This window comes from Flavobacterium sp. XS2P24, assembly GCF_030010285.1.
In the GTDB taxonomy this organism is placed as follows: Bacteria; Bacteroidota; Bacteroidia; order Flavobacteriales; family Flavobacteriaceae; genus Flavobacterium; species Flavobacterium algoritolerans.
The window spans coordinates 1-20,538 of sequence record NZ_JASCRU010000014.1; the positions used below are offsets into that span (position 1 = coordinate 1).

Consider the following 20,538-nt stretch of genomic DNA (forward strand, 5'->3'; position numbering starts at 1 on the left):
GTGAAATGTTGTTTTAAAACTAATTCTACACATTCTAACTTAAATGCATAATCATACTTTACTTTTTTTTCCATAAAAATGCCCCAAATAGTGTCTAACTTTTTGGGGCATGTTCATGATTAGGCTTTAGTTTTTTTATTTTTTTGCATCGGAACAAAGTCCCACAATCTCATGAAAAGTGTCGTGTAAATCTGTGATTGATTTCAAAATTGCTGCATCAGATGCATTTGAAGTAACTAATTTATGCAGTGCTTTACTTTTTAACTGTAATCTTTCAGCTGAAGCCAATATAGCGTTTGTTCTAAATTCTGCAGGAATATCAGACTTTAATAACATGGCGGCTTTGTTCATCATTTCTTCTGAACGTGCTTTGATTGGAGCAAGATTTCCTTCTTCAGCAGGATGAAATGTTTGTGACATTACTTCGTGAAATTCTTTTATGGCAGGCCATTTTTCGAAAGTGGATTGCGCCGAAACGGAGTTTGCGACTACAATAAGTGCCAAGACTATAAATGCTTTAAGATGTTTCATGATGATTTTATAAAGTTTAAATGTTTATAACAAAGATAAGAAATTTTAATCTTGAGGAGTTGTAATTTGGGTTAGGATATTCATTAAACATTTAATTTCCGGATCACTTTTGCCGGATTTCCTACTGCCAAAGAATTGTCAGGAATGTCTTTTGTAACTACTGAACCTGCTCCAATTACGCAGCCATTCCCAATGGTAATACCCGGACAAATAACTGAATTTCCTCCAATCCAGCAATCATCACCAATGGTTATTGGTAATGCATTTTCCAGTATTTTTCTCAGTTCAGCATCCAGCGGATGTGTGGCGGTGTACAATTGAACGCCCGGAGCAAAAAAGACATTAGAACCAATAGTGACTTTGGCACAGTCCAAAACAACGCAGTTTACATTGAAATAAACATTTTCGCCACAACTGATATTGTATCCGTAGTCACAAAAAAATGGAGGTTCAATATAAAGATTTGGTCCTGCATTAGGAATGAGCTCTTTAAGTATCTCTCTCGCTTTTTTTGTTACCCTGTATTCTGTAACATTTAATCGATGGAGTAAATTTTTAGATTTTCGTCTGTCTTTTACTAAAACAGGATCGCCTGCCAAATAATATTCTCCGGCAATCATTTTTTCTTTTTCAGTTGTCATAGTTTTTTCAATTTAAGCAATACAATTAGTCATTTTTGCTATTACATTTTAGTTTTAGTTATTTTATCATGGATTTTTAGTGTTTCCTGCAGTGCCGCACTTCCATACCAAAGCGTCAGTTCAGCTTCCAGAAGTTTCGATTGTACCGCTGGATCTGTCGCCACAAATGTTTTAGCTTCTTCGATACTACTGGCGTTAAAAATATAAATGCCTCTATAATTTCTTTCGTTTTTCATGAAAGGACCCGCCACAACCAGTTTTCCTTCTTTTGCTAATTGATTGATATTAGCCATGTGACCCTCAAATAGTTTTTTAGTTTCTTCTTTCGTTGCCGTTGTGTTGCTTCCAGTTTTTAACAAACAAAATACATATTGCTTCATTCCGTAATCATCTGCTTTAAGAGATTTTGCCAGTTTTTCATCAAATGCTGATTCCGTTTCCTGAGAAAATAGTACGGTGCTAAAAGAGAACAATAAAAGGAATAAGATTGATTTTTTCATTTTTACAGAATTTGGTTGTACACAAATTTAAGGTTTTCATTATAAAATAAAAAATGCATGATTTCAAATTCGAAATGTATTAGGCAAAACAACTCATCCTGTAATTTCAACAGTTCAGTAATAACTTTTTCTGGTTCTGATTTTTGCAATAGATATTTGCTTCATCAAAATCAAATATCATGAAACCAACATTTACGCAACAATCAAATCATTCGAACGCAAGGCTTAAATTTATTTTTACGTTTGCCTTTTTAGTATTCAGCTTAACTATTTTTTCACAAAATACAATTTCAGGAAAAGTGGTGGATGAGAAAGGAAAACCGGTTTCAGGTGCTAATATTTTTATTGAAGGAACTTATGACGGAGCTTCCAGTAGTGAAACGGGGAATTTTAGTTTTACAACTACAACAACCGGGAATCAAACTTTGGTTGTGAGTTTCCTGATTTATGAAACTTCAAAAACAGTAATTGATGTGGCTAATTTCCAAAATAAAACTATCAAATTACGAGAAAGTGTTACATCGCTTGACGCGGTTGTGATTACAGCAGGAACATTAGAAGCGGGCGATAAAGCAAGAGTATCGGTTTTAAAACCATTAGACATCGTGACTACGGCGGGCTCTGCGGGAAATATTATAGCGGCTTTGCAAACGTTGCCAGGAACACAAACGGTAGGCGAGGATGGTAGATTGTTTGTTCGTGGTGGAGAAGCCAATGAAACACAAACTTTTGTAGACGGGATTCGAGTGGCGCAACCGTATGGCGCAACCACAAATAATTTGCCAACACGAGGCAGGTTTTCTCCTTTTTTATTCAGCGGAATATCATTTTCTACGGGTGGTTATTCAGCGGAATATGGCGAAGCATTATCTAGTGTTTTGTTATTGAATACACAAGATGATCCAGACCAAAACAAAACTGAAATCGCTTTGATGACTGTAGGTTTAGGAATTGGGAATACCCAAAAGTGGAAGAAAAGTTCGTTGAGCGTAAATGCGAATTATATCAATTTAGCGCCGTATCAAGCGGTTATTCCTCAAAATGTGGATTGGAATAGTCCTTTTCAATCGTTGTCAGGAGAAACCGTTTATCGTTATAACTTTAATAATGGAATTTTGAAAGTATACGCTGCTTTTGATAGTTCTAAATTCGATATAAATCAGGAAAATATTAATTCGCCAGAGAAAATCAGAGTTGACTTGAACAACAATAATTTCTATTTGAATTCCTCTTACAAAGGCGTTTTTGGTAACAATTGGCAAATTACTTCCGGATTAAGTTATGGCTACAGCAACAATAAAATAAATTTGGATTCAGATAAAGTGGCGAATGATGAAAATGCGGCTCATTTGAAATTAAAATTAAAGAAAAGCTTTTCAGAAAGATTGAAACTGTCTTTTGGAGCGGATTATTTTGTTACTCAATTCAATGAAGATTTTAAGGAAAATACAGGTTCGGTTTTTACCAATGGATACGATGCTAACATTGCGGCAGTTTATACGGAAGCCGATATTTTCTTCTCTAAAAAATGGGCAGCCAAAGTAGGAGTTAGGGCTTCAAATAACGATTTACTGAATGAAACTGCTATTTCACCCCGAATTTCATTTGCGTATAAAATGGCTAAAAACAGTCAGTTATCCTTTGCTTATGGCGATTTTACCCAAACTCCAAACGCAGAATACATCAAGTATTCCAACAATCATCAGTTTGAAAGTGAAAAAGCATCGCATTACATTATGAATTTTCAATACAATAAAAACGGAAAAACCTTTCGTGCAGAAACCTATTTTAAAGACTACAGTAATTTAGTAAAATTCGACACAGAAATGGCAGTATATAATTCGGTTTATGATAATTCGGGTTCTGGTTATGCGAAAGGATTGGATTTGTTTTGGAGAGACGGCAAATCAATCAAAAACTTAGAATATTGGGTTTCCTATTCGTACATCGACACAGAGAGAAATTATAAAAATTTTAGTTCTCAAGTGACACCAAGTTTTGTTGCAGATCACAGCTTGTCAATCGTTACTAAATACTGGATAAACGACTGGAAATCACAAATAGGTTTTACGAATTCATACAGTTCTGGGCGTCCTTTCAACAATCCAAACGAAGCTAAATTCATGAATGGAAAAACAAAATCCTACAACAGCTTGAGTTTCAATTGGGCGTATTTAGTGTCACAGCAAAAGATTTTATATTTCTCGGTTTCCAACGTTTTAGGGAGTCAGAATGTATTTGGATACGAATATGCCAACAATCCTGATAATACAGGCTTTTACAACAGAAAAGAAATTGTTCCTACGGCCGATCGTTTTTTCTTCGTAGGATTCTTTTGGACCATCAGCAACGATAAAAATGACAATCAGTTGAAGAATCTTTAAAACAAGTCACAAAGTCGTAAAGTCTACTGTCTTTGTAAACTCTTCCAACTGTATGACTTTCGACTAAATCACAATTCATCCATCAAATTCTACAGTTCAGTATCTATAAATTTTAAACCAACAAAAACTGAGATACTTTTGAAGTATAAATTATTACAACGTTTCAATCATCAAAAAAATAACCATTTTAAAACAAGAAATCATGACAAAAGTTATCACCACAATCGTATTATTAGTATGTAGTTTATTATCGGCTCAAGGGCAATTCGAACAAGGAATGGGAAAAGCATTCCAGCTTTGGGGCGAAGGAAAAAACACGGAAGCTTCTGATTTATTCGAAAGAATAGCCGGTGCTGAAAAAACAAGTTGGTTGCCTAATTATTACGTTGCATTAGTGAATACAACGACCGCTTTTAGAACAAAAGATAAAGATCAAATGAATTTATTACTTTCGAAAGCACAAAAATCATTGGATATAGAAATGGATAAAAATCCAAATAATGCCGAATTATTGGTAATGCAAGCAATGATTCACACTGCTTGGATTGCTTTTGATCCCATGACAAACGGACAAAAATTATCTGGAACGGTTATGGAATTGTACGGAAAAGCACAGGCAATTGCACCGGAAAATCCAAGAGTTGTTTTTGGTAAAGCCGAGTTTGAAATAGGCGGTGCTAAATTTTGGGGAACAGACACTAAACCAATGTGTGTGCAAATTGAAAAAGCTATTGGACTTTTTGCTACTTTTAAACCTGAAACACCTTTCTCTCCAAAATGGGGTTTAGAAAGAGCTTTAGAAGCACAGAAAAATTGTAAATAGGAAGTAGAAACAAGAAAGAATAGAAGTGATTTTTAAGTCTTTTATTGATGCTACAATCAGAATAAATATCAAAATAAAATGAATAGAATGTATAAAGAACTTCAAAGAGCGATAAAATTGACACTTATTATTTTTGCTGTGATTCAATTAGTCAATGTGATAATGGGAAGTGAAGTTTATTTTGGTAAAAGGTTGCTAGTCAATTTTTTATTCACAATGATGTATACTTTTTCTTTATACGCATCCAATATGTTCCTTTTTTGGAAATTAGACTCTTATTTTGAAGATAAATTTTCTGTAAAAAGATTAACACTTGGTTTTATAGGGTCGTTTTTAGTTTCATTAGCAGTTATTTTTTTAATGCACTTATTTGAAGAAGTGGTGTATAACAAGAATTCTTTTGATTATTTCTTGGCAAACGAAAAACCTTCAAGTTATTTAGCATCGATAATAATCACTTTTTTTGTCACATTATCCATTTACACGATTTCATTTTACAAAGCTTATAATGAGAACAAAGTCAAGGAACAGAAAATTATTGCAGGAACAGCTAACGCAAAATTCGAGAGTTTAAAAAATCAAATTGATCCTCATTTTCTATTTAACAGTTTAAATGTATTGAGCTCTTTGATTGAAGAAAATCCAGATAATGCGCAGCGGTTTACGATTTCATTATCAAAGATTTATCGCTACGTATTAGAACAAAAAGATAAAGAGCTGGTTTCGGTTGAAGAAGAATTGGCTTTCGCCAAAACGTACATGAATTTATTGAAAATGCGTTTTGAAAACAGTTTGTTTTATGAATTACCAACGACAGCTATAAATCCAGATGCCAAAGTAGTGCCGCTCTCTTTACAACTTTTATTAGAGAATACGGTGAAGCATAATGTGGTTAGTGAACAAAGGCCATTACACATTCGGATTTATGTTGAGGGCGATTATTTAGCCGTTCAAAACGATTATCAAAAGAAAGAAGTATTGCAAGAACGTCAAGGTGTTGGTTTGCAAAATATTGTCAACAGATATGGAATTATAACCAACAGAAAAGTATTGATTATTCAAAACGAGAAAACATTTACGGTCAAAATACCTCTTTTGACAAAACAAATTACACTTATGGAAACAACTACAAATTACAATGAAGATACCTCTTATTATAGAGCTAAAAAACGTGTGGAAGAACTTAAAGGGTTTTACGGAAACTTGATTTCTTACTGTTGTGTCATTCCATTTTTGATATTTATAAATTTAACATATTCTCCACATTTTCAATGGTTTTGGTTTTCGGCTGCAGGATGGGGATTTGGATTGGTGATGCATGCTTTCAAGGTTTTTGGGTACAGTTCCAATTGGGAAGAAAGGAAAATCCAGGAAATTTTACAAAAAGAAGAGCAAAAGCAATCATGGAAATAATAGGCTAAGGCTTTTTAAACGTTGAACAAATTTTAAATAAAAAATCATGGAAAATACATATCAAAACGAAGAGCGCTATTTTAAAGCGAAAAAACAAGTAGAAGAAATAAAATCATTTTATGGCAACTTGATTGCTTATATTGTTATAAACCTAGGATTGATGATTCTGAATTTAGTAACATCTCCGAATCATTTGTGGTTCTTTTGGCCATTAATCGGTTGGGGACTCGGAGTGTTTTTTCATGGATTGAAGGCTTTTAATTTTAGTCCTTTTCTCGGAAGAGACTGGGAACAGCAAAAAATTAAAGAGTTTATGGATAAAGAAAATGAAAGAAAAGACAATTGGACTTAATGTCGTGATTTTTATCTCAAAATAGAATTTGTTTTTAACAGTAAATACATAATACCATCAAGATGAAAAGGAATTATAAATCAGAGTTTGAAGGGTTTCAGTCAGAAGATAAATATGCTGATGCGCAACGAAAAGTGAAACGATTAAAGGGATTTTACACGCATTTAATTGTTTATATAGTCATAAATATAATGATTGTGTTTATCAATATTAGAGATTTAGATGCAGGAGAAAGCTATTTTAAAATAGAGAATTTCTTTACGGCTTTCTTTTGGGGAATTGGATTATTGGTGCATACATTTTCTATATTTATGCCCAATTTTATTTTTGGAAAAAACTGGGAACAGCAAAAAATCAAGGAATTCATGGAAAAAGAGAAAAGTGAGAAATGGGAATAGAACCAGAGATTCAGCCCTAATTTAATTTCAGTTAACCAAAATCACCAAAATAAACGATTCAATATTAAATGATGACAATAATAATCGAAGACGAAAAACCAGCTGCAAGATTGTTGCAACGAAAATTAGAAAAACTAAATATTCAAGTAGACGTAATGTTGCATTCAGTAGAAGAAGCAATTGATTGGTTTTCTAATAATGAACATCCGGAATTGATTTTTTTAGACATTCAATTGTCGGATGGATTGTCATTTGAAATATTTGATAAAGTTCAAATTAAGAGTGCTGTGATTTTTACCACGGCTTATGATGAGTATGCTTTACGTGCTTTTAAATTGAATAGTATCGACTATCTTTTGAAGCCTATTGACGAGGATGATTTAGAGGTTGACGTTTCTAAATTTAAAGCACGTTTGCCAAAGCAAGAAACCGGCTCCCGAGACTTCGGGATGGATTTTGAGCAGATTAAAAAAATGCTTTCCAATCCATTTGAAAAAAATTATAAAAAACGGTTTACGGTAAAAATAGGGCAACATTTGAAAGTGATTGCTACCGATGAAATTGAGTGTTTTTTTAGTGAAAATAAAGGGACGTATCTTCATACTTTCGATAACAGGAATTATTTAATTGAAACGACTTTAGAACTTTTGGAGCAGGAATTAGATCCGGCAGCTTTTTATCGAGTTAGTCGAAAATTCATAGTTCCCCTCAAGGCAATTAAAGAAATTGTAGTCTACAGCAACTCTAGGTTAAAAGTTATTTTGCCTTCATATAAAGAAGACGAAGTGATTGTGAGCAGAGAAAAAGTTTCTGATTTTAAGAATTGGATTGGCTAATTAAATAGTTAGATTTTTAATTTAGATCGAATTATTTAAAAATCTGATAATATGCATATTATGTTTCCAGTATAGATTATCCTTATGACGATTTTAAACCTTGAAAACCACTTTTCGAATGCCAATTATGACAAAAATTAGTGCCGTGTAAATTATAAAAAACGGAATGATATATTCTATCAAATCCATAGGTAGCATTACCGCAATTATCAATAGTTGAAAACCCAAGCCGTAAATTGAAAGTACGGTCATAAACCAGTTTGGAAACGTTTTTACTTTGTATGCTTCTTGGTCAAGTGCGTGAATTATTTTATCAAACGTACCGTAGACAATAGTATAAATACGGAATAAAATATCAACTGATTTTTGGGTTTCTCCAGGCAAAGCTTTCGGAGATTTGTATTCGAAAATTTTGCTGGTTGTATCTCCGCCTACTGATTTATTTCTTAAAATCACATAGTAATAATTGTATAAAGTTCCCTGCAATTGAATGCCGATAAAAGCCAAAACAGTAAACCAAAATGATGTTTGTGAAACATAACAAATGGTCATTAAAAACAGAAAGTTTAAGATGATATCAAATACACTGTCCAAGTATCTTCCGGTATAGGAAGGCGTGTTTTTCAAGCGTGCCAGCTCTCCATCGGCAGCATCAATTCCTGATTTTAGAATGATAAAAAAACTGGCTAAATAGTAACTTCCTTGCAGAATACAGTAAATAGCAATCAAGCCCGAAACACCAAAAAGTAAGGTGACATGAATAGGAGTGAACCGAGTGTTTTTTAATTGATTGGCAAGAAATTTTCCAAATGGTCTTCCATAATCTGATAAATCTAAAAATTTATCTTGAGCAGCAAGTTTAGACATTTATGTTTATAAACAAAGAAATGCGACAATATAGTCAGGTATTATGGTTGGTATATTTTTATTTTGATAATCGATGTAAAGTGAATGTCATTGCCGTCAGTAAGAAGAAAGCCATTACTTGATGTAATAATCCTAACCAAAGCGGTACACTGTAAAGCAACGTAAAAACGCCTAATGTGAATTGCAAAAATACGATTAATACCAAGACATTGATTCCTTTTTTCTGTAACGAAGAAAGGATGTGTTTTTTACTGGAGAAATAAAGCGCAAGAATCAATCCTACTACAACATATGCCATGGTTCGGTGTACAAATTGAACGCCGCTTTTTCCTTCGATAAGATTCAAAAACAAGGTGCTTTTTTCTATAAAAACACTGTCGTGAATGAATTGTCCATCACTCATTAATGGCCAGTGATTGTGTATTAAACCTGCATTTAAGCCTGCAACAAACCCACCATAGATAATTTGCAACAGCAAAAACACTAATGCAACGCGTGCTAGTTTTCGTAAAGGAAGTATAACTGTCGCTTTGTTTGGATAAATTAAATCCAAAGCTACCCAAAGTGTATACGCAAAGGTGATAAAGGCAAATGTGAGGTGTAATGCCAATCTAAAATGACTTACATCAGGATTGTCGATTAATCCGCTTCGTACCATGAACCAACCCAAAAAACCTTGAAAGCCACCCATGAATAATAAAACCATACATTTTTTGATGGTTTCAGTGGAAAGACGTTTCTTGAACAAGAAATAGACAAAAGGAACGATAAACGCTAAACCTATTATTCTCCCTATAAAACGGTGGAACCATTCCCAGAAATAAATGAATTTATAATCACTTAGGGTAAAATCATTATGTATATTGATTTTTTGATATTCTGGAAATTTTTTATATTCTTCAAAAGCATGCGACCATTTTTCTTCTGTTAAAGGCGGAAAAGTATCGGTTACTAAATGCCAATCGGTCATCGATAAACCTGAATTGGTCAATCGGGTAATTCCTCCCACTACAACCATCATAAACAATAATAAGCATCCTGATAACAACCAAATGATAACGTAATTATTCTCTTTTTTCATTGTTTGAAATTAATTTATGCAAAGATATTTGAAATGTAATTAATTGTTAATTCAACAAGCGTTAATCTTTAATCCAATTTTTTCTGCTCTTTTTAGCATAAATTGATACGCTGCCTCATATTCATTTGGAATTTCTCCTTCCAAAATCGCCTCTTTTATGGCTTCTTTCAGCATTCCAATTTCTTTTGAAGGCTTTAAATTGAATTTTTCCATAATCTCTTCACCTGATATTGGTGGTTGAAAATTACGTACCTGATCACGTTCTTCGACTTCTACAATTTTCTTGCGTACAATTACAAAATTGTTGTGGTATTTCTTGAATTTATTAGGATTTTTGGTAGTAATATCGGCTTCACACAACGTCATTAAATTCTCTACATCTTCACCAGCGTCAAAAACTAAACGACGCACCGCTGAATCCGTAACCGTGTCTTGTGATAAAACGATAGGGCGAGAACTCATCATGACCATTTTTTGTACAAATTTCATTTTGTGATTTAGCGGCATGTGTAAGCGTTCAAATATTTTTTTTGCCATTTTTCCACCAAGAAATTCATGTCCATGAAAGGTCCAACCTTGTTTTTTATTAAAGCGTTTCGTTGGTGCTTTTCCAATGTCGTGCAATAATGCTGACCAACGCAACCAAACATCATCTGTATGCGGACAAATATTGTCAACAACTTCTAAGGTATGATAGAAATTGTTTTTATGCGTATGACCTTCAATTTCTTCCACTTGATTCAAAGCGGTCAATTCTGGAAGGATTATATCTAAAAGTCCAGTTTTGAACAATAGCAAGAATCCTACGGAAGGTTTATCTGTCGAAAGTATTTTATTCAATTCATCAACGATGCGTTCTCCGGAAATTATTTTTATTCGGTCTGCGTTTTTGGTTATGGAGTTCAACGAATTTTCTTCGATATCAAACCCCAATTGGTTTGCAAAACGAATGCCTCTCAACATGCGCAATGGATCATCAGAAAAAGTAATATCTGGATCCATAGGTGTTCTAATTATTTTATTTTTTAAATCTTCCAATCCGTTAAAAGGATCTGAAAGTTCTCCAAAATTAGCAGCATTTAAAGATAAAGCCAGCGCATTTATGGTAAAATCACGACGATTTTGGTCGTCTTCCAATGTTCCATTCTCTACAACAGGATTGCGACTCTCAAAATGATAGGATTCTTTTCGGGCACCTACAAATTCAATTTCAGTATCTTCAAAACGCAACATCGCTGTTCCGTATGTTTTGAAAACTTGAACTTTTGGTTTTTTTGGAAGTAATTGGGAAACTTTCAAAGCTAATTCGATTCCGCTGCCAACAGCAACAATATCAATATCTTTTTTAAAGTCTCTATTTAAAAGTAAATCTCTCACGAATCCGCCGATAACATAACTTTCAATGTTAAGTTCTTGGGAAGCTTGAGAAATGACTTCGAAAATTTTATTGTTTAAGGCTTCTTTATATGAAGTTTTGATACTCATTTTTAAAATGTTTAAAGTCTAAAGTTTAAAGTTGCTAAACTTAAAACTGAATACTGCAATCTATTTCCGAATCACTTTCACCTGAGAATCATTCGTTAATTTTATGATAGTTGACGGTTTTCCACCAATTTTTTCACGGTGCAAATTTACAACATAGTCCACACCTTTTATAATTTCTGGGCTAATATCTTTGAAGGCAATAGGAGTGGGTTGACCTGAAATATTTGCAGATGTCGAAACCAATGGTTTTTTCATCTTTTCCATTAATTTGAAGCAAAATGGTTCTTTCACAATTCTAATTCCTAATGAGTTATCTTCTGATACTATATTTGGAGCAACATTTCTTGGTTTGTCCAAGATTATGGTTGTTGGTTTTTCCGATAAATCAATGATTTGCCAGGCAACTTCAGGAATGTCTTTAAAAACATTATACATCATTTTTTCACCATTCATCAAAACTATCATGCTTTGGGTTTCGGCTCTTTGTTTGAGTTTGTAGATTTTGGCAACAGCCTCAGGGTTTGTTGCGTCACAACCAATTCCCCAAACGGTGTCGGTAGGATAGAGGATGATACCGCCTTCTTTTATGACTTCGTAGGCGTTGTGAACTTCTTCGTTAATATTTTCCATTTTTATATCTAAAATATATGGTACAAGTTTATCTTTGCAAAGAAACAAATAAATTTCATGAAAATACTACACATTTCGGGAGCAAAAGTATGGGGAGGGAACGAGCAACAAATGATTTATTATATTCCGGAATTGAGTAAACTTGGCATTGAAAATATTGTTTTAGGAATTAAAGATTCGCCACTTGAAAAAGAATGTTTATTAAATAACATAACTTACATTCCAACAAAAAATAATAGTTTAAAAGGGTTTGTAAACTATCGTTATTTAAAAAAATTAGTTGAAGAATTAAAGCCTGATGTTATACATCTTCATACGAGTAATTCTTTAACTTTTTATGTTTTTTCGGATTTGATGTATAAATTAAAAACGAAAGCTATATTTTCTAAGAAAGCAATAAGTGCTAGCAGTAGCTTTTTTAGTAGCTTTAAATATAATTATTCAGGAATAGATTCTATTTTTTGTGTTTCAAAAAGTGTAGAAACCAATTTTCAAGAAATGCTTTGGCAAAAGAACAAGTACAAAACAGATGTTATAAATGATTGTGTTTCATTGGATATTATCGATGCTAAAGCAGGAATAAACTTAAGAGAGAAATACTCTATTGATAAGGCTCATTTTATAATAGGTAATATTGCTAACCATACAGATGCTAAAGATTTAGATACATTTATTAATGTTGTAGATTATCTAGTTCATTCTTTAGAAAGAAAAGATATTATTTTTTTTCAAATTGGGGGATTTTCAAAATTAACAGATAATTTTTTGGATGCTGTGAAAGAAAAACAGCTCGAAAATTATATTGTTTTTACGGATAAAATTCAGAACGCCTTTAGTTTAAATTCTCAATTTGATGTTTTTTTAATGACTTCGCAAAGAGAAGGTGGCCCAACTTCAGTTCTTGAAGCTATGTTGATAGGTACTCCTGTTGTTTCTACGAAAGTAGGTGTTGTTCCTGATGCCATTCAGAATGGTGTAAATGGATTTATTTCACCAGTAAAAGATTATAAAGATTTGGCTGCTAAAATTGATTCATTATTATCAGACAAAGTCTTGAGAGATGAATTTATTAAAAATGGAAAAGTAATAATTTTAAAAGAATTTACATCCTCTTTCATAGCTAAACAAATGTTTTTGAAGTATAAAAAAATGATGTGATTAGATTATTCTTAAGTTTTAAAGTAAAGGTCATCTTTGCAATACTTAATTTTAAATCATATAAAAAAGACTTTTTTGTTAAATTTGCTAATAAATTCAATATGATTATTAAGGTTAATAAAATATTTTTCTCTCAAGAAAAACAATTAAAATTTTATATTGACAACTTTGAAGCGTTAGGTTTGCTTTTTGGTGATGGAAAACGAAACAAAATAAAATTATTTGATTTAGACTCTTCAACGATTAATATAAAATCTTTCAAGATTCCTAATTTAATTAACAAAGTTGCGTATAAATACTTTAGAAAATCAAAAGCCAGACGTTCGTATGAATATGCAAATAGGCTTCTTGAGAATGGAATCGGTACTCCCCATCCCATTGCATATGTTGAAAATTTTAAATTATTGGGATTAGAAAAAAGTTTTTATATCAGTCAACATTTACCTGCAGATTTAACTTTTAGAGAGTTGGTTGAAAATCCTGATTATCCTGATCATGAGAACATATTAAGGCAATTCACTAAATTTTCATTCGATTTACATCAAAAGGGAATTGAATTTTTGGATCACTCACCGGGAAATACTTTGATTAAAAAAGGGTCCCAAGATCAGTATGAATTTTTCTTGGTGGATTTAAACCGAATGAATTTTCATGACGATATGGATTTTGATTCCCGTATGAAAAATTTTCATAGGCTTACGCCAAAAATAGAAATGATCGCTGTAATGAGTGAGGAGTATGCAAGACTTTATAATAAGAAATACGATGCCGTTTTTGCCAAAATGTGGTTTTATACGAACGACTTTCAGCTGAAATTTCATAGAAAAATAGCACGGAAAAAGAAACTATTATTTTGGAGATAGTTTTTTTCTTTTGTTCCAAAGTTGTTTTAGTTCTTGGTATCTGATATGAACACCATAAGCGTTTAGATAACAGATAACCAGTCCCTTTTTTCCGTCAAGAAAACCCAAACGGACAAAATAATTGTATAAAAAATTATAGGAAGGATGAAGAATTTGAAGTAAAATAGATGGTTTTTGGTTTTTAATGAACTTCTCTTGAGCTTTCAACTTCCCGTAACGGGTAGTTTTTGATTTATAACATTTGTAATCTGAATAGGAATAATGAATAAGCTTATTTTTAAAAACATCTGTTTTTCCAGTCACTGTTAATTTTTCATGAACCAATCGATCAGTAGTGTATTTTGCGAAGTTTTTATCAAAAAGTCGGAATATTTTATCGGTTTGCAATCCGCTAAAGTGTAATACTCTATTCTTGAACATGAAGGTTCTATAAAAGAAGAAAGCAGCATAAGTTTTGTTAAATCGTATCGTGTTTAATATTTCATTCTTCAATTCAGGGGTAAGTCTTTCGTCAGCATCAAGAAATAAAATCCAGTCATTCTTTGCCTGTTCAATAGCAAAATTTCTTTGGGAAGAATAATTTTCAAACTTATTTTGAATGAATTTTACTTTTCCGAATGATTTGCAAATAGCTTCCGTATTATCTGAACTGAATGAATCCACAACAATAATTTCGTCAGCAAAATCCAGATTAGCTAAAAGCGCTTTCATTTGATTTTCTTCGTTTAATGTAATAATTAAAACAGATAAATGAGGAGTCGATTTTGAATCCATTAATTGATTTTATTATGTCACAATATATAATTTATTAATTACTTTTGTCAACTATAATTTCAAAAAAATATATGAAAGCATCAGTTATTATGAGTACCTATAATGCAGTCCAATGGCTTGAGAAAGTTTTATGGGGTTTTAGTGTGCAAACAACGGCTGATTTTGAGATTATTATTGCTGATGATGGTTCTAACTCAAAGACCAAGGAAAAAATTGATGAACTCCGAAAATTAATAGCTATTCCTATTATTCATGTTTGGCATGAAGATCACGGATTTCAAAAAACTAAAATTCTGAATAAAGCCATTTTAGCTTCCAAAACCGACTATCTAATTTTTACCGATGGCGACTGTATTCCTAGAAATGATTTTGTTGTAACGCATCTAAAATATAGAGAAAAAGGTTTTTTTCTTTCGGGAGGCTATTTTAAACTTCCAATGTCAATTTCCAAGCGCATCACAAAAGAGGATATTCTAAATCAAAATTGTTTCGATTTGAAATGGCTTAAAAATAATGGTCTTAAGTCAAATCTAAAGAATATAAAATTTACGACTTCTCCTTTTTTATCAAACCTATTAAATAAGCTTACGCCAACCAAACCAACTTGGAACGGACACAATGCTTCTGGCTGGAAAACAGACTTATTAGCTGTTAATGGTTTTAATGAAGAAATGCAATATGGTGGAGAAGACAGGGAATTGGGGGAAAGATTGGTCAATATGGGACTTTCATCTAAACAGATAAGATATAGTGCCTTTTGTCTGCATTTAGATCATGAAAGAGGATATGTTTCCGAAGAAATTTGGAAAAAAAACAATGCAATTCGAGCCTGCACAAAAGCGAATAAAATAATAAAAACGAGCTCAGGAATACGTACTAATTAGATTTTATATATTTCTTTAAAATAGGTAAAATTAAATCTGGAGTGAATTTTTCGTATAAATTTAAAGCTTCATTTTTCATTTCTTTCGCTGTTTTTTTACCGTATAATTCAGGTTTATAGTCCTTTAAATGTACAGAAACAGTTGTAGTTTTGTTTTCAAACGAATTCCATGCTTCCTTAATTATCCAAGTTGAAAAAATAGTAAAAGTAGGTTTGTCCAATGCTTTTGCCATATTTACAGCACCTCCTTCATTTCCAATTAAAGCATTGCAATGATACGTCACGGATAAAAATTCACGAATATTTCTTAGCATTAAATCAATTTTAATTTTTAGTTGAGTCTCAGGAAGACACAAGTTATAGATAGTTTGTGCTTCTTCTTTTTGCGAAGGCATATAATTAAAAAGTAAAGTAGCATTTGTTTCTGCAACTATAGCATCCAACATTTTAGCCATATACGGAAATGGATATGTTTTGTTTTTGCCGCTACCCAGCACACCAATAATGTATATTTTATTCGAAAAATCAATGTTATTCTTTTTTAAAATCTGTTTTCCATTTTCAATTTCATCAGAAGTAAGAAAAATTTTTGGTTTGATATCCAGTTGTTTCTTGTTATCAGTAAAATCAGATAATAATAAAAGTCTATTTTCAAGAGCTAAACCTGCATTAGTTGAAGGTTGCGATAATTCTTTTATAGTATCGGTATAGATAAAATGACTATATTTTTTATAGATACCTATTTTCTTTTTTGAACCTGAAAAAAGTGTGATTAGGTTGCTTTCTGTTTTTCCGTAGGCATCAATAACAAGGTCGTAACGTTCTTTTTTTATTTTGAGTAAAAATTTAAAAAAAGCAAATTTACTTTTTCTATAGTCGTCTTTAAAAAGAATCAGATTATCGATATTAAGATTATTTTCAACAACAGGACTGGTAAATGGATAAATCAGGTAATCCACTTGTGATTCGGGATATATGATTTTCAGATTATTGCATATAATGCTGCTTGCCAAAACATCACCAATCATTTTTTGTTGTATTACTAGTATCTTCATAATATAAAAAACCTCCCGTTTAAGGGAGGAATATACAATAATTTTTTATTTTAAGAGGGATTAAACCGCTACGTCATATTCGCGTAAAGCATTGTTCAATGATGTTTTCAAATCTGTTGAAGGCTTGCGTGTTCCAATGATTAAAGCGCAAGGTACTTGAAAATCTCCTGCTGGAAACGTTTTGGTATAACTTCCCGGAATTACCACGGAACGGGCAGGAACATAACCTTTCATTTCGATAGGAGTTTCACCGGTTACATCAATGATTTTTGTAGATGCAGTCAAACAAACATTGGCACCAAGAACTGCTTCTTTCCCAACATGAACACCTTCAACAACAATACAACGAGAACCAACAAAAGCACCGTCTTCAATAATTACCGGAGCAGCTTGCAAAGGTTCCAGAACACCACCGATACCAACACCACCGCTCAAGTGTACGTTTTTACCAATTTGAGCACAACTTCCTACGGTTGCCCAAGTGTCTACCATCGTTCCTTCGTCAACATAAGCACCAATGTTTACATAACTTGGCATTAAAATGACACCGCTTGAAATATAAGCACCGTAACGTGCTACTGCGTTAGGAACGACACGAATTCCTTTTTCGGCGAAGTCTTTTTTTAGCAGCATTTTATCGTGATATTCAAAAATACCAGAATGTAATGTTTCCATTTTTTGAATAGGGAAATACATCACAACCGCTTTCTTTACCCATTCGTTTACCTGCCATCCGTCACCAACTGGCTCGGCAACACGTAATTTTCCGGTATCTAGTAATTCGATAACTTCTCTGATAGCATCAGTTGTTGTCTTTTCTTGTAACAAAGCACGATTTTCCCAAGCTTGTTCTATAATTGTTTGTAATGGATTCATTTTAGTTAGATTTTTGACAAAGATATGTTTTTTAACTAAAATCAGAAACGCAAATTGATTTGAAAATGTTACAGATTTAACTTGCAGCGTATTTAATGTTTTTCAAATGTTGTAAATTTGAGGAATAAATGAAAATCACTCAAACATGAAAGATAATTTCTCTAAACAAGCTGCTGAGTATTCTAAATTTCGACCACAATATCCAGATGAAATGATTGATTATTTGGTTTCATTTGTCAGAAACAAAGGAGTTGCGCTAGATATTGCAACCGGAAATGGACAAGTCGCACAAAAACTTTCGAGTTTTTTTGAAACGGTTTATGGAATTGATATTAGTCAGAACCAACTTAACAATGCGATTCCAACGGAAAACATAATTTACAAAGTAGCCGCTGCAGAAAACACCTTTTTCAAAAATCAGGAGTTTGATTTAATCACAGTTGCCCAAGCAGTTCATTGGTTTGATTTTGATTTGTTTTATAAAGAAATTTACCGAATCTTAAAACCAGATGGAATCTTTGCCGTTCTGGGGTATGGTTTGTTTTCGACCAATGCGGATTCGGATAAGATAGTAACAGATTTTTATCAAAATATAGTAGGACCATATTGGGATGCCGAGCGAAAATACTTGGATGAAAATTACAAAACAATACCATTTCCGTTTGATGAAATTGTTACGAAAACATTCGAAAATAAGCTAACATGGACTTTTGAGGAACTTATAGGATATCTGGAAACGTGGTCAGCGACACAACATTATATTTCAAAAAACAATAAAAATCCAATAGATTTGATTTACGATGATTTGAAAATTTCTTGGCTAAAAAGCGATAAGAAAGTGACTTTTCCGTTGTTGCTAAGAATTGGGAAATTAAAATAGTTACCTTTGAAAAAAATATACAAATGCCAAGAATTCTCGCCATAGATTACGGACAAAAACGAACAGGAATAGCCGTTACCGATGAAATGCAAATCATAGCTTCGGGATTAACAACCATTCCTTCCCCAACTGCAATCGCTTTTTTGAAGGATTATTTTTCCAAAGAGAAAGTTGAGGCTGTTCTTATTGGTGAGCCTATGCAAATGAATGGAGAACCTTCAGAAAGTGCTTCCATCATAAAAGGTTTCGTAACGCATTTTACCAATCATTTTCCGGATATGAAAGTCATTCGGGTAGATGAACGGTTTACTTCAAAAATGGCTTTTCAAACGATGATTGACAGTGGGCTTAGCAAGAAACAGCGTCAAAATAAAGCACTTATCGATGAGATTTCGGCAACGATTATGCTTCAGGATTATTTGATTCGAAAGATGTTTTAAAAATCCAACTGCAAAGCTGATCAGCTGACCAAAATAGATTTGAAATTCCTTACTTTTTAACAATAATTTGTTACATTTTTTTTGCATATATAAAGTATCTTTGCAATTTAAAATTTTGTTATGCCCGATACAACCATTCGTTCGCAAAGTGATGTAGCTCTTATAGGAGCTGGAATAATGAGCGCCACTCTTGGCTTAATTCTAAAAGAGTTACAACCAGATATAAAGATTGAAATATACGAAAGATTAGATATGGCTGCTGCCGAAAGTTCTGATGCATGGAATAATGCCGGAACTGGACATTCTGCTTTTTGTGAGCTTAATTATACTCCTGAAAGTGAAGATGGAAGTATCAACCCAAAAAAAGCAATTAGTATTGCGGAATCTTTTGAGGTTTCCAGACAATTTTGGGCCTATTTAGTGCAACAAAATAAAGTTTCATCACCAGAAAATTTTATTAAAAGTATTCCTCACTTGAGTTTTGTATGGGGAGAAAAAAATGTAGAATACCTTAAAACAAGATTTGAGGCTTTGCATTCGAATCCTCTTTTTAAACAAATGGTTTTCAGCACTGATTTTGCGCAATTAAAAGAATGGATGCCTTTAGTTATGGAAGGTAGAAATGAATCTGAGAAAGTTGCAGCAACTTCAATGGCTATTGGTACAGATGTGAATTTTGGAGAACTGACACGAAATATTTTTAGTTATTTAGCTAAATTGGAAGGCGTTACGATGTATTTCAATCACGAAGTCCAAAAATTGAGACAACGTGAGGATAAATCGTGGAGAATAAAAATTACTGATTTGGCTACAGGCCAAAAAAGAAAAGCATATACTAAATTTGTTTTTATTGGTGCAGGAGGCGGTTCATTGCCGTTATTAGAAAAAGCAAACGTACCCGAAGGAAAAGGCTATGGCGGTTTCCCTGTGAGTGGACAGTGGCTAAAATGTACCAATCCAGAGGTGATTGCTAAACATCAAGCAAAAGTATATGGAAAAGCGAGTGTGGGTGCACCACCAATGTCAGTTCCACATATTGATTCCCGAATGATAAATGGAGAAAGACAGCTACTTTTTGGACCTTTTGCAGGTTTTTCAACTCGATTTTTAAAAAATGGTTCGTATTCTGATTTGCCATTATCCATAAAACCGGATAATATTATTCCAATGCTTGCTGCCGGTATTAAAAATATTCCACTTACAAAATATTTGATTGAGCAAGTGCGTCAGTCTCCTAAAGACAGGATCAATGCGTTGAGAGAATATGTTCCTGGTGCAAGATCTAAGGATTGGAAATTAGAACGTGCAGGACAACGTGTTCAAGTGATAAAAAAAGACGAAAAAGAAGGTGGTATACTTGAGTTTGGTACTGAAGTTATCACAACTGCTGACGGATCATTAGCTGTTTTATTGGGTGCTTCTCCTGGTGCTTCAACCGCAGTTTCTATTATGGTTGATTTAATAGGAAGATGTTTCAAAGATGAAATTGAAACTCCAGAATGGCAGGAAAAATTAAAAGTGATGATTCCTTCTTATGGTCAGACATTGAATGATAATCCAGCTTTATTAGCCGAAATAAGAAAAGATACTGCTTCTGTTTTAAAACTGAATAATTAGTATACAGTGTTCAGTAATCGGTGTTCAGTAAGCTACTGATCACCGATTACT

22 protein-coding genes are annotated in these 20,538 nt (G+C 32.9%); 12 read left to right on the forward strand and 10 right to left on the reverse strand.

Going from position 1 to position 20,538, the window contains the following annotated elements:
- Positions 1 to 135: 135 nt before the first annotated feature.
- The 3 genes from QLS31_RS10285 to QLS31_RS10295 all read right to left on the reverse strand — a co-directional run bounded on the left by QLS31_RS10285 (position 136) and on the right by QLS31_RS10295 (position 1,672).
- Positions 136 to 531 (reverse strand): hypothetical protein, encoded by a 396-nt coding sequence (locus tag QLS31_RS10285; protein WP_282743784.1) that lies wholly within the window; start codon positions 529 to 531, stop codon positions 136 to 138.
- Between the two features lie 83 nt (positions 532 to 614).
- Positions 615 to 1,172: a sugar O-acetyltransferase gene (locus QLS31_RS10290; RefSeq protein ID WP_282743785.1), complete on the reverse strand. Its 558-nt coding sequence runs from the start codon at positions 1,170 to 1,172 to the stop codon at positions 615 to 617.
- Positions 1,173 to 1,213: 41 nt separating this feature from the next.
- Positions 1,214 to 1,672, reverse strand: a complete 459-nt coding sequence (locus QLS31_RS10295; RefSeq protein WP_282743786.1) for a YciI family protein — start codon at positions 1,670 to 1,672, stop codon at positions 1,214 to 1,216.
- Between the two features lie 179 nt (positions 1,673 to 1,851).
- Between QLS31_RS10295 and QLS31_RS10300 the strand changes: the two genes are divergently transcribed.
- From QLS31_RS10300 to QLS31_RS10325, 6 genes are all read left to right on the forward strand, one after another.
- Positions 1,852 to 4,056: a TonB-dependent receptor gene (locus tag QLS31_RS10300; RefSeq protein WP_282743787.1), complete on the forward strand. Its 2,205-nt coding sequence runs from the start codon at positions 1,852 to 1,854 to the stop codon at positions 4,054 to 4,056.
- Positions 4,057 to 4,258: 202 nt separating this feature from the next.
- On the forward strand, positions 4,259 to 4,879 hold the full coding sequence (locus QLS31_RS10305; RefSeq protein WP_099715891.1) for a hypothetical protein: 621 nt from the start codon (positions 4,259 to 4,261) through the stop codon (positions 4,877 to 4,879).
- A 78-nt stretch (positions 4,880 to 4,957) separates the two neighbouring features.
- The gene (locus QLS31_RS10310; RefSeq protein WP_282743788.1) at positions 4,958 to 6,292 is read left to right on the forward strand and encodes a 2TM domain-containing protein; all 1,335 of its coding nucleotides are present in this window, start codon (positions 4,958 to 4,960) and stop codon (positions 6,290 to 6,292) included.
- Between the two features lie 46 nt (positions 6,293 to 6,338).
- Positions 6,339 to 6,644 (forward strand): 2TM domain-containing protein, encoded by a 306-nt coding sequence (locus QLS31_RS10315; RefSeq protein ID WP_282743789.1) that lies wholly within the window; start codon positions 6,339 to 6,341, stop codon positions 6,642 to 6,644.
- Positions 6,645 to 6,706: 62 nt separating this feature from the next.
- Positions 6,707 to 7,042: a 2TM domain-containing protein gene (locus QLS31_RS10320; RefSeq protein ID WP_282743790.1), complete on the forward strand. Its 336-nt coding sequence runs from the start codon at positions 6,707 to 6,709 to the stop codon at positions 7,040 to 7,042.
- 68 nt (positions 7,043 to 7,110) lie between these two features.
- Positions 7,111 to 7,878: a LytTR family DNA-binding domain-containing protein gene (locus tag QLS31_RS10325; RefSeq protein WP_282743792.1), complete on the forward strand. Its 768-nt coding sequence runs from the start codon at positions 7,111 to 7,113 to the stop codon at positions 7,876 to 7,878.
- 93 nt (positions 7,879 to 7,971) lie between these two features.
- Here QLS31_RS10325 and QLS31_RS10330 read toward each other — a convergent pair whose 3' ends face one another.
- The 4 genes from QLS31_RS10330 to QLS31_RS10345 are packed head-to-tail and all read right to left on the reverse strand — an operon-like array spanning position 7,972 to position 11,941.
- Entirely contained in the window at positions 7,972 to 8,745 is a 774-nt protein-coding gene (locus tag QLS31_RS10330; protein ID WP_282743793.1) for a CDP-alcohol phosphatidyltransferase family protein, read from the reverse strand.
- Between the two features lie 58 nt (positions 8,746 to 8,803).
- Positions 8,804 to 9,826: a COX15/CtaA family protein gene (locus QLS31_RS10335; protein ID WP_282743794.1), complete on the reverse strand. Its 1,023-nt coding sequence runs from the start codon at positions 9,824 to 9,826 to the stop codon at positions 8,804 to 8,806.
- Positions 9,827 to 9,877: 51 nt separating this feature from the next.
- Complete coding sequence (locus tag QLS31_RS10340) at positions 9,878 to 11,311, reverse strand: HD domain-containing protein (protein ID WP_282743795.1); 1,434 nt, start codon at positions 11,309 to 11,311, stop codon at positions 9,878 to 9,880.
- A 60-nt stretch (positions 11,312 to 11,371) separates the two neighbouring features.
- Positions 11,372 to 11,941, reverse strand: a complete 570-nt coding sequence (locus QLS31_RS10345; protein ID WP_282743796.1) for an L-threonylcarbamoyladenylate synthase — start codon at positions 11,939 to 11,941, stop codon at positions 11,372 to 11,374.
- A gap of 57 nt (positions 11,942 to 11,998) precedes the next feature.
- On the opposite strand from QLS31_RS10345, the gene QLS31_RS10350 reads away from it, so the two are divergent.
- Together QLS31_RS10350 and QLS31_RS10355 are read left to right on the forward strand one after the other, a co-directional pair.
- Entirely contained in the window at positions 11,999 to 13,099 is a 1,101-nt protein-coding gene (locus QLS31_RS10350) for a glycosyltransferase family 4 protein (protein ID WP_282743797.1), read from the forward strand.
- Positions 13,100 to 13,200: 101 nt separating this feature from the next.
- The gene (locus QLS31_RS10355; RefSeq protein WP_282743798.1) at positions 13,201 to 13,962 is read left to right on the forward strand and encodes a lipopolysaccharide kinase InaA family protein; all 762 of its coding nucleotides are present in this window, start codon (positions 13,201 to 13,203) and stop codon (positions 13,960 to 13,962) included.
- Here QLS31_RS10355 and QLS31_RS10360 read toward each other — a convergent pair.
- Positions 13,948 to 14,736 (reverse strand): glycosyltransferase family 2 protein, encoded by a 789-nt coding sequence (locus QLS31_RS10360; RefSeq protein ID WP_282743799.1) that lies wholly within the window; start codon positions 14,734 to 14,736, stop codon positions 13,948 to 13,950. The genes QLS31_RS10355 and QLS31_RS10360 overlap by 15 nt on opposite strands.
- Before the next feature lie 71 nt (positions 14,737 to 14,807).
- On the opposite strand from QLS31_RS10360, the gene QLS31_RS10365 reads away from it, so the two are divergent.
- A complete protein-coding gene (locus QLS31_RS10365; protein WP_282743800.1) occupies positions 14,808 to 15,620 on the forward strand; it encodes a glycosyltransferase family 2 protein in 813 nt (270 codons plus the stop codon).
- Here QLS31_RS10365 and QLS31_RS10370 read toward each other — a convergent pair.
- The gene (locus QLS31_RS10370; RefSeq protein ID WP_282743802.1) at positions 15,613 to 16,674 is read right to left on the reverse strand and encodes a glycosyltransferase family 9 protein; all 1,062 of its coding nucleotides are present in this window, start codon (positions 16,672 to 16,674) and stop codon (positions 15,613 to 15,615) included. The two genes, QLS31_RS10365 and QLS31_RS10370, sit on opposite strands and share 8 nt — an antisense overlap.
- Positions 16,675 to 16,734: 60 nt before the next feature.
- On the reverse strand, positions 16,735 to 17,550 hold the full coding sequence (locus QLS31_RS10375) for a 2,3,4,5-tetrahydropyridine-2,6-dicarboxylate N-succinyltransferase (protein ID WP_282743803.1): 816 nt from the start codon (positions 17,548 to 17,550) through the stop codon (positions 16,735 to 16,737).
- A gap of 145 nt (positions 17,551 to 17,695) precedes the next feature.
- Here QLS31_RS10375 and QLS31_RS10380 point away from each other — a divergent pair, with 145 nt between their 5' ends.
- The 3 genes from QLS31_RS10380 to QLS31_RS10390 all read left to right on the forward strand — a co-directional run bounded on the left by QLS31_RS10380 (position 17,696) and on the right by QLS31_RS10390 (position 20,487).
- Positions 17,696 to 18,430, forward strand: a complete 735-nt coding sequence (locus QLS31_RS10380) for a class I SAM-dependent methyltransferase (protein WP_282743804.1) — start codon at positions 17,696 to 17,698, stop codon at positions 18,428 to 18,430.
- 23 nt (positions 18,431 to 18,453) lie between these two features.
- On the forward strand, positions 18,454 to 18,870 hold the full coding sequence (gene ruvX, locus QLS31_RS10385; RefSeq protein WP_282743805.1) for a Holliday junction resolvase RuvX: 417 nt from the start codon (positions 18,454 to 18,456) through the stop codon (positions 18,868 to 18,870).
- A 120-nt stretch (positions 18,871 to 18,990) separates the two neighbouring features.
- A complete protein-coding gene (locus QLS31_RS10390) occupies positions 18,991 to 20,487 on the forward strand; it encodes a malate:quinone oxidoreductase (protein ID WP_282743806.1) in 1,497 nt (498 codons plus the stop codon).
- The last annotated feature ends 51 nt before the right edge of the window (positions 20,488 to 20,538 follow it).

What these genes read in the sequence shown, in the direction of transcription:
- QLS31_RS10285 (WP_282743784.1), bottom strand. Translation starts at nt 531, where the DNA reads ATGAAACATCTTAAAGCATTTATAGTCTTGGCACTTATTGTAGTCGCA.
- QLS31_RS10290 (WP_282743785.1), bottom strand. Translation starts at nt 1,172, where the DNA reads ATGACAACTGAAAAAGAAAAAATGATTGCCGGAGAATATTATTTGGCA.
- QLS31_RS10295 (WP_282743786.1), bottom strand. Translation starts at nt 1,672, where the DNA reads ATGAAAAAATCAATCTTATTCCTTTTATTGTTCTCTTTTAGCACCGTA.
- QLS31_RS10300 (WP_282743787.1), top strand. Translation starts at nt 1,852, where the DNA reads ATGAAACCAACATTTACGCAACAATCAAATCATTCGAACGCAAGGCTT.
- QLS31_RS10305 (WP_099715891.1), top strand. Translation starts at nt 4,259, where the DNA reads ATGACAAAAGTTATCACCACAATCGTATTATTAGTATGTAGTTTATTA.
- QLS31_RS10310 (WP_282743788.1), top strand. Translation starts at nt 4,958, where the DNA reads ATGAATAGAATGTATAAAGAACTTCAAAGAGCGATAAAATTGACACTT.
- QLS31_RS10315 (WP_282743789.1), top strand. Translation starts at nt 6,339, where the DNA reads ATGGAAAATACATATCAAAACGAAGAGCGCTATTTTAAAGCGAAAAAA.
- QLS31_RS10320 (WP_282743790.1), top strand. Translation starts at nt 6,707, where the DNA reads ATGAAAAGGAATTATAAATCAGAGTTTGAAGGGTTTCAGTCAGAAGAT.
- QLS31_RS10325 (WP_282743792.1), top strand. Translation starts at nt 7,111, where the DNA reads ATGATGACAATAATAATCGAAGACGAAAAACCAGCTGCAAGATTGTTG.
- QLS31_RS10330 (WP_282743793.1), bottom strand. Translation starts at nt 8,745, where the DNA reads ATGTCTAAACTTGCTGCTCAAGATAAATTTTTAGATTTATCAGATTAT.
- QLS31_RS10335 (WP_282743794.1), bottom strand. Translation starts at nt 9,826, where the DNA reads ATGAAAAAAGAGAATAATTACGTTATCATTTGGTTGTTATCAGGATGC.
- QLS31_RS10340 (WP_282743795.1), bottom strand. Translation starts at nt 11,311, where the DNA reads ATGAGTATCAAAACTTCATATAAAGAAGCCTTAAACAATAAAATTTTC.
- QLS31_RS10345 (WP_282743796.1), bottom strand. Translation starts at nt 11,941, where the DNA reads ATGGAAAATATTAACGAAGAAGTTCACAACGCCTACGAAGTCATAAAA.
- QLS31_RS10350 (WP_282743797.1), top strand. Translation starts at nt 11,999, where the DNA reads ATGAAAATACTACACATTTCGGGAGCAAAAGTATGGGGAGGGAACGAG.
- QLS31_RS10355 (WP_282743798.1), top strand. Translation starts at nt 13,201, where the DNA reads ATGATTATTAAGGTTAATAAAATATTTTTCTCTCAAGAAAAACAATTA.
- QLS31_RS10360 (WP_282743799.1), bottom strand. Translation starts at nt 14,736, where the DNA reads ATGGATTCAAAATCGACTCCTCATTTATCTGTTTTAATTATTACATTA.
- QLS31_RS10365 (WP_282743800.1), top strand. Translation starts at nt 14,808, where the DNA reads ATGAAAGCATCAGTTATTATGAGTACCTATAATGCAGTCCAATGGCTT.
- QLS31_RS10370 (WP_282743802.1), bottom strand. Translation starts at nt 16,674, where the DNA reads ATGAAGATACTAGTAATACAACAAAAAATGATTGGTGATGTTTTGGCA.
- QLS31_RS10375 (WP_282743803.1), bottom strand. Translation starts at nt 17,550, where the DNA reads ATGAATCCATTACAAACAATTATAGAACAAGCTTGGGAAAATCGTGCT.
- QLS31_RS10380 (WP_282743804.1), top strand. Translation starts at nt 17,696, where the DNA reads ATGAAAGATAATTTCTCTAAACAAGCTGCTGAGTATTCTAAATTTCGA.
- ruvX (WP_282743805.1), top strand. Translation starts at nt 18,454, where the DNA reads ATGCCAAGAATTCTCGCCATAGATTACGGACAAAAACGAACAGGAATA.
- QLS31_RS10390 (WP_282743806.1), top strand. Translation starts at nt 18,991, where the DNA reads ATGCCCGATACAACCATTCGTTCGCAAAGTGATGTAGCTCTTATAGGA.